Origin of the sequence: Bacillus coreaensis (assembly GCF_050586445.1) — a bacterium.
GTDB lineage: Bacteria > Bacillota > Bacilli > Bacillales > Cytobacillaceae > Robertmurraya_A > Robertmurraya_A coreaensis.
In genome coordinates this window covers 1-12,933 of the sequence record NZ_JBOCCY010000003.1, presented here as the reverse complement: position 1 = coordinate 12,933, position 12,933 = coordinate 1, and the positions used below count along the sequence as shown (strand labels likewise).

General features: G+C 37.6%; 11 protein-coding genes, 1 pseudogene and 1 riboswitch. Of the genes and pseudogenes, 3 read left to right on the top strand and 9 right to left on the bottom strand.

What is annotated here, in order from left to right:
• Positions 1–93 precede the first annotated feature (93 nt).
• Positions 94–474 carry an ArsR/SmtB family transcription factor gene (locus ACQ5H4_RS06050; protein ID WP_430774071.1) on the top strand — a complete coding sequence of 127 codons (381 nt, stop codon included), beginning with the start codon at positions 94–96 and terminating at the stop codon, positions 472–474.
• Positions 471–1,469 carry an NADP-dependent oxidoreductase gene (locus tag ACQ5H4_RS06045; protein ID WP_430774070.1) on the top strand — a complete coding sequence of 333 codons (999 nt, stop codon included), beginning with the start codon at positions 471–473 and terminating at the stop codon, positions 1,467–1,469. The genes ACQ5H4_RS06050 and ACQ5H4_RS06045 overlap by 4 nt, the downstream gene beginning before the upstream one ends.
• A 399-nt stretch (positions 1,470–1,868) precedes the next feature.
• Here ACQ5H4_RS06045 and ACQ5H4_RS06040 read toward each other — a convergent pair whose 3' ends face one another.
• The 9 genes and pseudogenes from ACQ5H4_RS06040 to ACQ5H4_RS06000 all read right to left on the bottom strand — a co-directional run bounded on the left by ACQ5H4_RS06040 (position 1,869) and on the right by ACQ5H4_RS06000 (position 12,178).
• Positions 1,869–2,336, bottom strand: a complete 468-nt coding sequence (locus tag ACQ5H4_RS06040; RefSeq protein WP_430774069.1) for a hypothetical protein — start codon at positions 2,334–2,336, stop codon at positions 1,869–1,871.
• Between the two features lie 721 nt (positions 2,337–3,057).
• The gene (locus ACQ5H4_RS06035; protein WP_430774068.1) at positions 3,058–4,317 is read right to left on the bottom strand and encodes an amidohydrolase; all 1,260 of its coding nucleotides are present in this window, start codon (positions 4,315–4,317) and stop codon (positions 3,058–3,060) included.
• Positions 4,318–4,354: 37 nt separating this feature from the next.
• Positions 4,355–5,890, bottom strand: a complete 1,536-nt coding sequence (locus tag ACQ5H4_RS06030; protein WP_430774067.1) for an AbgT family transporter — start codon at positions 5,888–5,890, stop codon at positions 4,355–4,357.
• Between the two features lie 33 nt (positions 5,891–5,923).
• On the bottom strand, positions 5,924–7,102 hold the full coding sequence (locus ACQ5H4_RS06025; protein WP_430774066.1) for an amidohydrolase: 1,179 nt from the start codon (positions 7,100–7,102) through the stop codon (positions 5,924–5,926).
• A gap of 234 nt (positions 7,103–7,336) precedes the next feature.
• Positions 7,337–8,635 carry a helix-turn-helix domain-containing protein gene (locus tag ACQ5H4_RS06020; protein WP_430774065.1) on the bottom strand — a complete coding sequence of 433 codons (1,299 nt, stop codon included), beginning with the start codon at positions 8,633–8,635 and terminating at the stop codon, positions 7,337–7,339.
• Between the two features lie 339 nt (positions 8,636–8,974).
• A pseudogene (locus ACQ5H4_RS06015) lies at positions 8,975–9,061 on the bottom strand (LuxR C-terminal-related transcriptional regulator); the annotation flags it as partial.
• A gap of 116 nt (positions 9,062–9,177) precedes the next feature.
• Positions 9,178–9,672, bottom strand: a complete 495-nt coding sequence (gene thiW, locus ACQ5H4_RS06010) for an energy coupling factor transporter S component ThiW (protein ID WP_430774064.1) — start codon at positions 9,670–9,672, stop codon at positions 9,178–9,180.
• Positions 9,673–9,873: 201 nt separating this feature from the next.
• Positions 9,874–9,984, bottom strand: a riboswitch (TPP riboswitch).
• Between the two features lie 386 nt (positions 9,985–10,370).
• Positions 10,371–11,348, bottom strand: coding sequence for a ring-cleaving dioxygenase (locus ACQ5H4_RS06005; protein WP_430774063.1), 978 nt, complete (start codon positions 11,346–11,348; stop codon positions 10,371–10,373).
• A gap of 236 nt (positions 11,349–11,584) precedes the next feature.
• The gene (locus tag ACQ5H4_RS06000; protein ID WP_430774062.1) at positions 11,585–12,178 is read right to left on the bottom strand and encodes an NADPH-dependent FMN reductase; all 594 of its coding nucleotides are present in this window, start codon (positions 12,176–12,178) and stop codon (positions 11,585–11,587) included.
• Between the two features lie 484 nt (positions 12,179–12,662).
• On the opposite strand from ACQ5H4_RS06000, the gene ACQ5H4_RS05995 reads away from it, so the two are divergent.
• Positions 12,663–12,809: a BH0509 family protein gene (locus tag ACQ5H4_RS05995; protein ID WP_430774061.1), complete on the top strand. Its 147-nt coding sequence runs from the start codon at positions 12,663–12,665 to the stop codon at positions 12,807–12,809.
• Positions 12,810–12,933 lie beyond the last annotated feature (124 nt).

The following is a 12,933-nucleotide window of genomic DNA, read 5'->3' as shown; positions in this document are numbered from 1 at the left end:
TTGCAGCTAACATAATAATCGTATATTGTTGTATTCATTGATATGGTTCATCAACTTAAACCATTAAACTAATTATGGGAGGTATTTTACTGAATGAATAAACAGGACCAACTTAATATAATCAAAGAAGATTTTATTCATTGTCAAAAAGTACTATTGGCAATTGGTGATGAAACACGTCAATCAATCTTGTTAGTTCTAATGGCGACGGATTGTCAAACGGGATTACGTGTGGGAGAAATCACTGAACAAACACATCTTTCTCGTCCTGCTGTGTCCCATCATCTTAAGGTTTTACGCGATGCTGGTGTTATTTTAATGCGTAAAGAAGGGACAAAAAACTTTTACTATATTAATGTACGAACCGAATTAAGTTTATTAAGAACACTCGTGCTGGATATTGATAAGTTCATGCAGAACTTTTATAGAAATGATGGAATTTACACACACATTAATTGGAGGTACAGGCTATGAGAGCAATGGTTATTGATAGGTATGGAAAAGTACCCATGCGTTTGGCAGAAATGCCCACACCTGAAATAGGTGAATATGAGGTACTCGCAGAAATTCATGCTGCGAGTATTAATCCTGTTGATTTTAAGATACGAGATGGGAAAGTAAAATTGTTAGTTAAATATAAAATGCCTCTAATCTTAGGGAATGACTTTTCTGGTGTCGTTGCAAAGGTTGGCGCAAAAGTGACTCGTTTTAAAGTTGGTGACGAAATATATGCCCGTCCACGTAAGTCTAAAATCGGTACTTTTGCTGAATATATCGCTATACATGAAGATGACATCGCCTTAAAACCTAATAATTTGAGCTTTGAAGAAGCAGCTTCGATTCCTCTGGTTGGGTTAACCTCCTATCAAGCCCTAACAGACATTTTACAATTACAAACCGGACAAAAAATTTTTATCCAAGCTGGGGCTGGTGGTGTTGGTACCTTTGCTATTCAACTGGCCAAATTGATGGGTGCCACTGTTGCAACAACTGTTAGTGAAGCTGGTGCGAATTTAGTAAAATCTCTTGGTGCAGATGAAATAATCAATTACAAGACAGAAAAATTTGAAAAGAAACTGAAAAACTATGATGCTGTATTTGATACACTTGGGGGCGAGATACTCGAAAAATCATTCGAAGTGATAAAAAGCGGAGGAAAACTGGTTTCCGTTTCTGGATTACCGAATGCTCGTTTTGGCAAAGAATATGGTTCTGGATTTTTTAAAACGTTGTTGTTTTCAGCAGCAAGCCATAAACTGACTAAGCTTGAAAAAAAGCATAATGTTCAATACTCGTTTTTGTTTATGAAGCCAAGTGGAGAGCAATTACGTATAATCGCCAACTTTATTGAAACTGGTAAAATCAAACCTATCATTGATCAAGTTTTTCCTTTTGAAGATGCTCAAAAAGCGATGGAATATGCGGAGTCAGGAAGGGCGAAAGGGAAAATCATAGTAAAAATCAGATAGACGGAGCAAAAAATAGCCACCTTTCCATTTTTCTTATTTATGATTCTATAAAAGCCACTACCTTTTAATCAATCTTTCTACAAAATAGAGTCTTTTTATGAATGTAACGTCAAGGCTTTGGGAAGTGAAAAGCCAAATTCCTAATAATTTTCACTGAGGAATTTGGCTAGTGATCTTCTGACATTCCGCCCGATTGGTGAAGACCTTAGAAATGGCGGTTAATTTCAACTATCTTTCTTCGTTTCATCAATAAATTTTTTAAGAAGAATTGTTTCCTAATTTTTCTCTAATATAACCAGTGAACCAACCATGGGTACAATCTGCTTTCATTAAGTGAGACAAAAAAATGCTCCTTCAATATTGAAGAATCAAACCCTAAAATTGATGAGGGTTAGTTCGTTAGAATTTAGTTCTTTTATTTTCGATAACGTACTGAAACCAATACAGTAAAAATGCTTTAGGAAAAAAATAGAGGAAAAACTGAAATTCATTTAACCGAACTAATTTATAATGTTTTATTTTTTTTGCAAATCTTGCCATTGGAAAAGCAAAGAAAGCATTCACCATTGCATTAAGTAATACAAACCGTTTGAAATTTCCATATGTCCATTTTAATATCCAAAGGGAACCTACAAAAAACGGTCCAATGAGAAAAGGTAACTCATCGAATAAAACGGAATTCGGTTTATTATAAAAATCCCACCATTTTCTTCTTTTACCAACTAGCGTAGTGATAAATTCTATTAGGATAATAAGTAATGAGGCAGTAAGAAATCTTTTTATATTTCGTATCCCCAAAAAAGGTAATGTGGCCCAAGATAGTAATATATTAGCAACATTTAGGAACCTTTGAATTTTTATTGTCATAGCTTCATCATCCCCTTTTGTTCGTTTTCTCCATTCTTAAAATATCCAGTAAATAGCATTATATGTAATCGTTCATGCACTAACCTATCATTATAAACAGTATAATTTTTATAACATTGATGTGGCGCACCTTCAACAGTAGCCTCATTTTACAATAATAAAAGCATCCCAATTAAAGGAATGCCCATGTACTTAACAAACAAGATTTCAATACATTATTGAGTATCTGTTCCCCGAATCGTAATTTTCAATTGTTATTTACTAACGTTGTGATCACAAATGCAATCGCAAAGTAACCTAACCATCTAAGGAAGAAAATTTCAGTTAGCCACTCGTCAGGTGATGCAACCATCAATAAGGTAAGGTTGTTATAAAACCAGATAGAAGAATACAAGTGTTAAGATAGCGAGAAAAATAACCAGCCATAATGTTAAAAGGTACATATGACATTGTAATCGTTTCATCAAATGTGTTTCTCGTATAAAATCACACTGCTTTTTGCATGTTTTCAGGGGAACTTTGTATAAAGTATATTAATTGGCTTTCAGCAGGATTAACCATTATTCCTTGGGATTTTTGTTTGTTTCCAGTAACAATGACATTAGAGTTCCAAGTGCGGTAGCCACTTAAGTTTCTGCCAATATCCCTCTTAAATTATTTGAAAATATGCTACTAAAAAAAATCCACCTTCAACTTGTGTGAAAGGTGGATGAATATACGATTACTTCAGTATTCGTTTGGCAATAGAGTGCAATAGGTTTACTGCTCTCGGCAAATCCTCTTCATTAATATCGAACTTGGGGTTATGATGTGGGGCAGGGATATCACTACCTATAACCATATACGTACCCTTTCCCCCATTATCCTGAACTCGACGTATCATAAAGCTGGCATCTTCACTTCCTAGAGCTTCAGAATGACGAATACCATTTATGGAAGAAAACCCTTCAATCTTCTTCGCCTCTTCCATGGCTAAATCGACTAGTTCTTGGTCACATGTAATCGGAATGGCCCCGCCAATAATTTCAATTTCGTGCTCTAGTTCATGCATAGCCGCGCTATGTGCGATGATCTTTCGGACGCGTTTTTCCAACTCTTGGTTGGTTTCTTCTGATACGGAACGAGTTTCAACCATCATTTTTGCATATTGAGGAATGATATTGGTCGCCGTCCCCCCTTCTAATACACCCACATTGATTCGAGTGGCTCCCGTACTGAACCTTGGTATGGCGTGTATATTTAGCAAGGCCGTTGCTGCTCCCACTAATGCATTTCTCCCTTTTTCAGGAGAAGCTCCCGCATGTGAGGAGACCCCATGAAAATGTGCCGTTAATTTCGTACTGGCTAGGAAGCCTGTTGATCCACCATACAATTCTCCGGAAGGAACATCCGTCCCAAGGTGATGGCAAAAAATGTGATCGACATCATCTAGTAATCCTTTTTGGACAATGGCGTAAGCTCCTCGAACTCCCTCCTCAGCTGGTTGAAAAATCAGTTTAACCGTTCCTGAGAAATCTTGGTTTGCCAGTTTTTCCGCTACTCCTAATCCAATTGCCGTGTGCCCATCATGAGCACAAGCATGCATATTTCCTTGATACATGGAGGCAAATCCCTCCTGAGTTGGAAAATGCTCGATTTGATTGCTTTCGAGTATCGGTAAAGCATCCATATCAAATCGAAAAGCAACGGTAGGACCCTCTTGGTTTCCTTTTAATACACCAATTACCGCGGTAAAACCGCCCTTCATCTTCTCGACAATATCAATGGGTGCCCCATCTTGTATCGCTCTCTCATAAGCCACACGTAATACCTCGTCGGAGGGTACCCCTCGTCTGGACTCTCCATCCATCGCATCTTGACCATATATAATATCAAATCCTAATTTAGTTAACTCTTCTACCACTTTTGATGCTGTTCGAAATTCTGTAAAACCCACCTCGGGGTGCTTATGCAAGTCTCTTCTTAATGCAATTACATCCAATCCTAGCCACTCCTATTTTTGTTTTATGATAAAATGTTTATCTAGCAAATACTCCTGGCCCAATAGGTAAGCCTAATGCGTACCAGATGGCCAGCTGTATGATCCATACAATTAAATACAGAATGGTGTACGGCATCATGGTTGAAAAGACCGTTCCTAGACCTGCGTCTTTTTTATACTGTTGATAAAAAGCTAACACTAACGGAAGATACGGATTGACCGGTGAAATCATATTGGTAGAAGAATCCGCAATCCGGAAGGCGATTTGGACAAAGCCTGGGTTGAATTCTAAAAGCATAAACATCGGGATAAATACAGGTGCCAACATCGCCCATAAGGCGGAACCACTGGCAATAAACAGGTTCATGGTTGTAACAAATAATATAAAGAGAACAATAATAGGGAAGCCTGTCATATTAATACTTTTCAAAAAGTCGGAACCATTCACAGCCAAAACAATTCCCATGTTACTCCAATTGAAAAAAGCTACAAATTGTGCGGCTGCAAACACAAGTACAATAAATCCGGCCATCATTTGAATCGATTCGGCCATTAATTTTGGTATATCAGATGTAGTCTTAATGACCCCTACTATTTTTCCATACACAGATGATGTAAGAACAAAAAATAAGAGAATAATAGGGATAATTCCTTTTAGAAATGGTGAGGTAAGAACTCCCCCTGTTTCAGGATCACGTAATAGTCCCCCTTCAGGTACTACAAGTAAAGCAATAATCACTAAATAGATAAGTGCGGTAATACCAGTGAACTTTAATGCCCGCTTCTCCTTTGAAGAAAAGGATTCCATCGTGATCGTTTTATCACCCTTATATACTCCAAGCCGCGGTTCAATCATTTTATCCGTAATCCACGCACCTAAAAACGATAAAATAAACACAGAAGCTGACATAAAGAACCAGTTATCAACGGGAGTGACCACAGTTTCTGGATTCACGATCTTTGCTGCCTGTGTACTTATACCTGATAATAAGGCATCTGTTCCAGCAATAAACAGGTTAGCGGTAAATCCAATTCCCCAACCTGCTACCCCTGCAGCATAACCAGCTAGAGGATGGCGCCCCATGGCTAAGAAAATAAGTGCTCCCATTGGCGGAATAACGGCAATGGAAGCATCAGAGGCGATATTTCCAAGTGTTCCAACGAACACAACAGCAAAGCTAACAAATCGTTTCGGTACTTTTACTACCGTACCACGAAGAACCGCTTGAATTAGACCTACCTTTTCTGCCAAACCAATTCCTAGTGTCATTCCAAGTACAAGACCTAATGCTGGAAAACTAGTAAAGTTGCCTAACATATTGGTAAGGAGCCAACCGATTCCTTCTTGACTTAACAAGCTTTTAATCGCTGTATCTTCACCAGTACCCGGATGAATAACCGATATCTTCATAGCTGCTAAAATAGCGGAAAGAACCATAAAGATGACACATAAGTATACAAATAACATGAAGGGATGAGGCAACTTGTTTCCTGCTTTTTCTATCCATTTCAAGATTCCTTTTTGTTCTACATTTGATTCGACCACTCCATCACCTAATGAATGTTTCGTCATGATAATCCCCCTAAATATGATATCTATCTATTTTTATCCTAGAATCTTGTGGACAGCATGAACAAAAAGAGATACCCCGTCCTCTAGCGCATCTTCATCAACCGTAAAACGAGGGTGATGGTGAGGATACACGATTCCTTTTTCTTCATTACCGGCACCGATCAGTACGAAACAACTAGGAACTGTTTGAGAATAAGCGGAAAAGTCCTCACCTCCCATGAGCGGAGGTAAATAGCTCACTCTTTCTTCTCCCCATTCTTGTAAAATGGTTTCTTCTAAAAGCTTTGTTACTTCTTCATCATTGACAACGGAACCATATCCATATCGGTAATCCAATTCATATGTTGCTTGATGGGCTTGTGTATTGCCCTTGATGATTCGCTCGATTGCTTCAACCGTACTCTCCCTTACCTCTGATCCAAAGCTCCGTACAGACCCACTTAGCTTTACCGAGTCAGGAATGACATTATAAGCTCCAGTTCCAGCCTGAAAATTGGTCACAGATACGACCACCTGATCTAGTGGTGAAGTATTTCTTGAGACAATTTGTTGGAGATTGGTGACAACTTGGGCTCCGATGAGTAACGGGTCAATCGCAGATTCAGGTGTGGAGGCATGTCCGCCTTTGCCTTTGATCGTAATGTCAAAACGATCAGAATTTGCTGTCACGGGTCCATAAATAACCCCCATTTGTCCGACTTTTAGATTGGACATTAAGTGAGTACCAATCATACAGTCTACGCCATCTAATACTCCCTCTTTCACTAACTCTTGTGCTCCACCGGGGTGGATTTCTTCCGCGTGCTGAAAGACGAAACGAATTTCCCCCTTTAGCTCATCTCTAAATTGTGAAAGGATCTTTGCAGCTCCCAGTAGCATCGCCGTATGCCCGTCATGTCCACATGCATGCATGACCCCTGGAAACTTAGAGGTAAATGAAAAATCATTTTCTTCTTGAATAGCCAATGCATCCATATCCGCACGTAATGCAACCACTTTCCCTGTCTCTTGTCCAATTAAGCGCGCAATAACACTTGTCTTAGTTGGTCGTGACAACTCAAAGTCTCCAAAAGAATGGAGGGTGTCGAACACAAATTGTGCCGTTTTTTCCTCTTGAAAGGAAAGTTCAGGATATGTGTGTAGATGTCGTCTCCACGAAATGACATCATCTATTACTGACTGTACCCGCTCACTGATAAGTTGTTGGTTCATCGGTTGTTTCCTCCCCCTTTATTTAACGAATATAAAACGACATTTTCGTAATTAGTGTTATTATATCTATCAGAATAGACTTAATCAACAGAATTGTGAGATTATTTTACAAAACAAAAAAAGACACCTCATAAAAAAGGTATCTCTTCCTTAATAGAAGTCCATCTTATTGAAGTACTTTCTTATTTATTACAGGGTCCACTCGATGGTTCCCATCACCTGATCAAACTTGATTTATTGAGTAAGCTGATAGATCTTACTTGCTCTTCCTCTAGTAATATGGGACTGTTCTCCCTTGTATTCCACAAGTCCCACCTCACATAGGCTTGCAACAATTCTTTGTGCGTTCCGTTTGGTCATGGACAGATGAGTAGCTATGTCGGCCGTTGTAAAACCGTTCCAACCCATTCTTTGGACAACTGCCTCCATTTTCCGATACGTTTTGATACTAATATTCGCTTGGTGAATTCGATCTAACAGATCTTTATCTTCTGTCCGGTAGGAATAGGTTAATTCATCTTCATTACCTACTGATTCGGTGAAGACTCCATCTTCTTGAACAATACTTATCTCATGATCTTTATGTTCTCGTAAGTGCTGGATGGCTTTATAAGCATTATTTTCTGCCGATGCAGCTGTTTCCCCGTAACCGATTCCGACAATTGCTGGGACACCCGCCTCCAGCTTTAACCTATTAATTGTTTGTCCGAGCACAAGAATTTCTCTTTCAATGGCTCCACGAGAACTAAAAATTTGATAACGTCCCGTTCCAATTTCTAAAAAAGATCCATCCAACTTTTCACATAATTCAAGAAGAGTTTGTTTGATTTTCAGCTCTACCTGTTGTAGTTGCACTCTCGTGTTCACTTTCTCAGCAATTCGTTCATATTCCTGAATTTCTATAATTTCCACACCGACTTGTGAATCTTTAAAATAGGAGCTTTTGACCTTTTCCAAAATGATGGTTAGTGCTTGTTTGATTTCCATCTTGGTGATTAGAATTCGAATAACGGGGACACCCTTTTCCTTCAATGAAGTATACACAGAATCTAAGCAGGTGAGTACGCCGCTTGTACTACCAGCCTCGTATCTTTCCAAATGAAAATCAATCAATTCTTGTGGAAGATAGTCATGATTGAATGTTTTAATAAACACATCTCCTACTGAAACACCTAACTCGTCAAGATCCCGTTGAACATCTTCTGTCTCAATCATATCAATTGAAATACCATCTAAGGCATGACCCACCTCGTAATGCAATTGCAAAAGGCACTTATATAAACTTGAACCTGTATTCGGTGAATACACATAATCTATACTAGAATCTAACACATTTTTTGCCATCACATAAGGAATCGGCCCAGAAAAGAACCACCCGTTGACCTTCTGATTATTCTCCATTACAATCCTCTTTGCATCTCGTGCTTCCTCATATGGAAAAGGAATAAATTCAATGTCATGTTCAAATTCATTGGCAACCTCAAAAATACGGTCGATAGACGGAGGAGGTCCAATGACTCCAATTCTACGCATACGTTCTCTTCCTCCCTTAGGGAAACATCATTTATGTATAGATTACCATGATTGATAAAAATGTTAATACAAAAATGCAAGAGCAGGCTATTTAAACGTGCTATTTTCTATAATACATTTAAAGAATTGTTTCTGGAGATTCCTTACAGATACAAGGAAAAACATAGATGTAAAAAACCATCCAATAGGATGGTTTTTTCAGCGAATTAGGTTAGCCCGCCATTCCGTTATCAGTGGAGAAAAATTACTTCCATATAACCATTCACTTCCCATTCTTCCTAACCAAAAGCATAAGTAGTTCGTTCCGATTTTTCACTTCGAGGTTTTTGTAGATGGAGCTTAGGTGTTTTTTACTGTCACCTCACTGATAAAAAGCCTTTTGGCAATGTCTAGGTTTGGTAATCCTTCCAGCACATAGTGGACGACTTCCCGTTTCCTGTGGCATTAAGTGTGAAGAAAACTCTTTTAACCCAGCCGCTACTAAAAGAGCAAATTCCCCCATACCTATAGTAAACAACTCCCTACTAAATTCTTTTTCTAATTCACTTTGTCAAAAAAACAGCTATATTTTTCTTTAAAAAGATAGCTAGAATGATAGCAGCAAAAAATGCGCCCACAAGAGAACTAAAAATAAATAAAGGGACAAATCCAAACAAGGTCGCTTTTTGCCCCAGCATTAATATGGCAATTGGGTAGGCAAGAATGGCCCCAATGATTCCCGTACCGATTACCTCCCCTAAAAAGGCCATATAAATCTTCCTTGTTTTCAAAAAGAAAAGAGAAGCCAACAACGCTCCAACCATACTTCCTGGAAAAGCAAAAACTGAGCCGGTTCCCATGATGTTTCTCAATATGGAAACACATAGTGCTTGAGCAACTGCATAAAACGGTCCTAATAGAACCGCTGACAACACATTGATAAAATGCTGAATGGGAAATACCTTTATAAATCCAATTGGAATATAAAAGATATTACTCGAAAGTGTCCCAATGGCAATCATCATGGCTGTTAATGTAAGTTTGTGTGTGTTTCTCATTTACAAAATCCTCCTATTTATTAATAAGCACTCAATGTTTTTCTTAAGGCAATACCATGTAGTACCTGAACAACCAGATTTACATTATTACGAACACGTGATGAGCTTTACATAGGAAAACTCTGAAACTATCAAACACAAAAAAGCCAGCTCCAATAATAAATGGACCTAGCCTTGTTAGTTATAGAATGGTTACATTCATTCACTGCTTGGCTACTTTCCTACGCTGGTATAATCCAGATCAGGTCCAAAGGGTTAAAAAACTTGACGTTTTTCTCTCAGCCCGAAGATAGGGCACCCCTAGTAGAAGATGTTTAGTTAATTATGTTAATAATAATATAACCATTTTATTTAGTAAAGGTATAGATTTTTCTTGCTCCATCGACAGCGTGAACTCATCCATTATCCTTTGATTACAATACTACTAACTAGAATTGCCATACCCTTTACGCTCTCTTCATTCTTATTTCTTAAGAGACTTGGTTAATTGTTGTTTTACCAATAAGAAATAATCAACCACCTAAAAACAATTGTGAAGCAAACGAAGACATTATAACGCTTTTAATTGAGAAAGACTAAAGAAGATACATTAGGAATTTTAAAAAAGGTATAGCAAAAAAAACAAACAAGGAAAGCATCCTGTTCAAACAAACAGAACACTTTCCTTTTAAACGGAGCATTAAAAAGAAGAAACGATACTATTCTTTAATGATGTCCTTTGTACTTCTCACTGTATCAATGGGGCGTACTAATTTTTCTATTTGAGCTCGTTTAGGCTCTAAGAACGGAGGTAAAGATAGTTTTTCCCCAAGGGTTTCGTAAGGTTCATCCCCCATAAAACCAGGGCCATCTGTCGCAAACTCAAATAAAATTTGTGGAGCAACTCTTGCGTATAATGACTCAAAAAAGTGACGATTGACATAACCAGATGTCGAGAATCCCATACTATTCAATCGCTCTGTCCATTCATCCAATACGGAGCGATCCTCTACGCGGAATGCAGCATGATGGACGGTGCCATAACCTTGTTGAGCTTGAGGGAGAATCGTATTGTGCTCTGCAATAACGGATGCTCCATTACCGCCTTCCCCTACTTCGAATAAATGGAAGGATCCTTCCTGAGCCGTTTCTTTAAATAATAGCGCTTTTTCCAACATTTCTTTAAAATAATCAAAGTTGGCAATTCGAATAAAGACAGGACCTAAACCCGTAATGGCATGCTCCAATGGGATAGGACCCTTTTGCCAAGCTGTACCAGATTCTACCCCTCTATTTAATTCATCTGAAATTAATTGATATTGTTGATCATCGAAATCAACGAAAGACAGAGTTTTCTTGCCAAATTGCTCTTTAATTCCCGTATGCTTGACGTCTAAACGATCAAATCGTTTTACCCAATATTCCAATGCTGCATCACTTGGTACACGGAAAGATGTCTTAGAAATCTCGTTTGTACCATGTATACCTTTTGGAATGCCTGGGAAGTCAAAGAATGTCATGTCTGTGCCAGCACTGCCTTTATCATCAGCAAAGAATAAATGATAGGTTTGAATATCATCTTGATTGACTGTTTTTTTAACTAAACGCATCCCTAATACATAGGTGAAAAATTCATAGTTCTTTTCTGCACTACTGGTAATAGCTGTTACGTGATGTATTCCTTTAAGTTGGTTCATTGTATTTTCCTCCTAGAAAATTCAGATTTAATAGTACGCTTGGTTGAATGGATGAATAACCTATTTGCCGATCCTACCATTAGGATCACATTAGCATAACTACTGAGCACATCTATCAATTTTGCTTAATATGACCTGCTCAACCTTCATACTCCTTTAATGATTGGTCATATGTACATGGGTATTAGAAAATACTCATGTACATATTTTATACTTCAGGTAGATTTCCTAGTAAATTATCGGATCGTGAATAATGCTTTTGACCAAGGAATTAATTGGTCTAGCATTTGATTGACAGAATCCTCTTGAACTGCCTGTGGTTTAAAGTCAGTTCCATTCTCGAAATCAGTGAATAACGATAGTGCTGGATGTACACGAACGTCAGCCACTAATAATTCACCTAAAATGCCTCGTAAATGTTCAGCCGCACGAGCTCCACCTACTGAACCGTAAGAAACGATTCCAGCTGCTTTATTGTTCCACTCTACACGTAGATAGTCTAATGCGTTTTTAAGTGCTCCAGTAATAGAGTGATTGTATTCTTGAACAATAAATACGAATCCATCTTGACTAGCGATTATTTCTGACCAAGCAGCAGCTCCTGAAGCATCTCCGCCAGCTTCACCAAGTAATGGTAATTTGTATTCAGCAATATCAATAATGGTATAGTTTGCGTCATCACGTTTGTCAGCGATCTCTTTTACCCATGCAGCTACTTGTGGACTTACACGACCTTCACGTGTAGAACCTAAAATAATCCCAATGTTTAATTTTGTCATTGTTTCTTCCTCCTCTTGTTTTTTTCCAAATAATTTATCTAATAATCCCATTTCCTACTTTCACCTCCTTTTAAGTTCTGAAATATGGATCATTGCTGTGACAGGATGTAGAACTTACTATATGCACATGAATTATTCCTCTATTTCAGTTATCTTGATTTCGAGATATACAACCAAAAAAATAAAGTGTTTATTTTATTTCGAAACCAAATATCTTTAACCTGAGATAATTCTATTATATGTATGTACTTTTTGTCAACTCATCTGAGTTGTTTTTTTGATCCCTAATTTTTCTCCAGTGCAACTTATTGACATTACTTCACCCCCCTTAACCATCCACAGCCTGCAACTCATACCCTTTTTCATCTTCAAAGTAAGTAGATAAATAATATTTCTATATTATTTTCTAAAAAACAATCTAAATTTGATATTGGTTTAATCTAATATTTAGATATATAATAAAAACAAGAAAAGAAAACGTTTTCAACAATATTCAAATACATACTTACTTCTCACATTATAGGGAGGATTTAAAATGAGCCAAGTTGAAAGAAATACAAAAGTGCAGAAATTAATGGAGCTACAAAAATTCAATGAGAAAGAAATTTCTAAAATGACAGATTCACAGATTGAATATTACAACTGGCTCTATTTTGATGATTCAGTTTATGATTATATGTAACTACAATAGAAAATAATAAAAGGCTGTTTTCGTAAAGTTTGTTGTTTTGTAAAAAGCCCTAATGCCGGCTTTTTACCCGTATATTCAATCTTACTCTTTAAATATAGAGCCCCTGTTTTCTAAA

Excerpts from the sequence above, each read along its gene's own strand:
- ACQ5H4_RS06030 (WP_430774067.1), bottom strand. The coding sequence starts at position 5,890 with ATGACGAAACATTCATTAGGTGATGGAGTGGTCGAATCAAATGTAGAA.
- ACQ5H4_RS06050 (WP_430774071.1), top strand. The coding sequence starts at position 94 with ATGAATAAACAGGACCAACTTAATATAATCAAAGAAGATTTTATTCAT.
- ACQ5H4_RS06005 (WP_430774063.1), bottom strand. The coding sequence starts at position 11,348 with ATGAACCAACTTAAAGGAATACATCACGTAACAGCTATTACCAGTAGT.
- ACQ5H4_RS06040 (WP_430774069.1), bottom strand. The coding sequence starts at position 2,336 with ATGACAATAAAAATTCAAAGGTTCCTAAATGTTGCTAATATATTACTA.
- thiW (WP_430774064.1), bottom strand. The coding sequence starts at position 9,672 with ATGAGAAACACACACAAACTTACATTAACAGCCATGATGATTGCCATT.
- ACQ5H4_RS06000 (WP_430774062.1), bottom strand. The coding sequence starts at position 12,178 with ATGGGATTATTAGATAAATTATTTGGAAAAAAACAAGAGGAGGAAGAA.
- ACQ5H4_RS06025 (WP_430774066.1), bottom strand. The coding sequence starts at position 7,102 with ATGAACCAACAACTTATCAGTGAGCGGGTACAGTCAGTAATAGATGAT.
- ACQ5H4_RS05995 (WP_430774061.1), top strand. The coding sequence starts at position 12,663 with ATGAGCCAAGTTGAAAGAAATACAAAAGTGCAGAAATTAATGGAGCTA.
- ACQ5H4_RS06045 (WP_430774070.1), top strand. The coding sequence starts at position 471 with ATGAGAGCAATGGTTATTGATAGGTATGGAAAAGTACCCATGCGTTTG.
- ACQ5H4_RS06020 (WP_430774065.1), bottom strand. The coding sequence starts at position 8,635 with ATGCGTAGAATTGGAGTCATTGGACCTCCTCCGTCTATCGACCGTATT.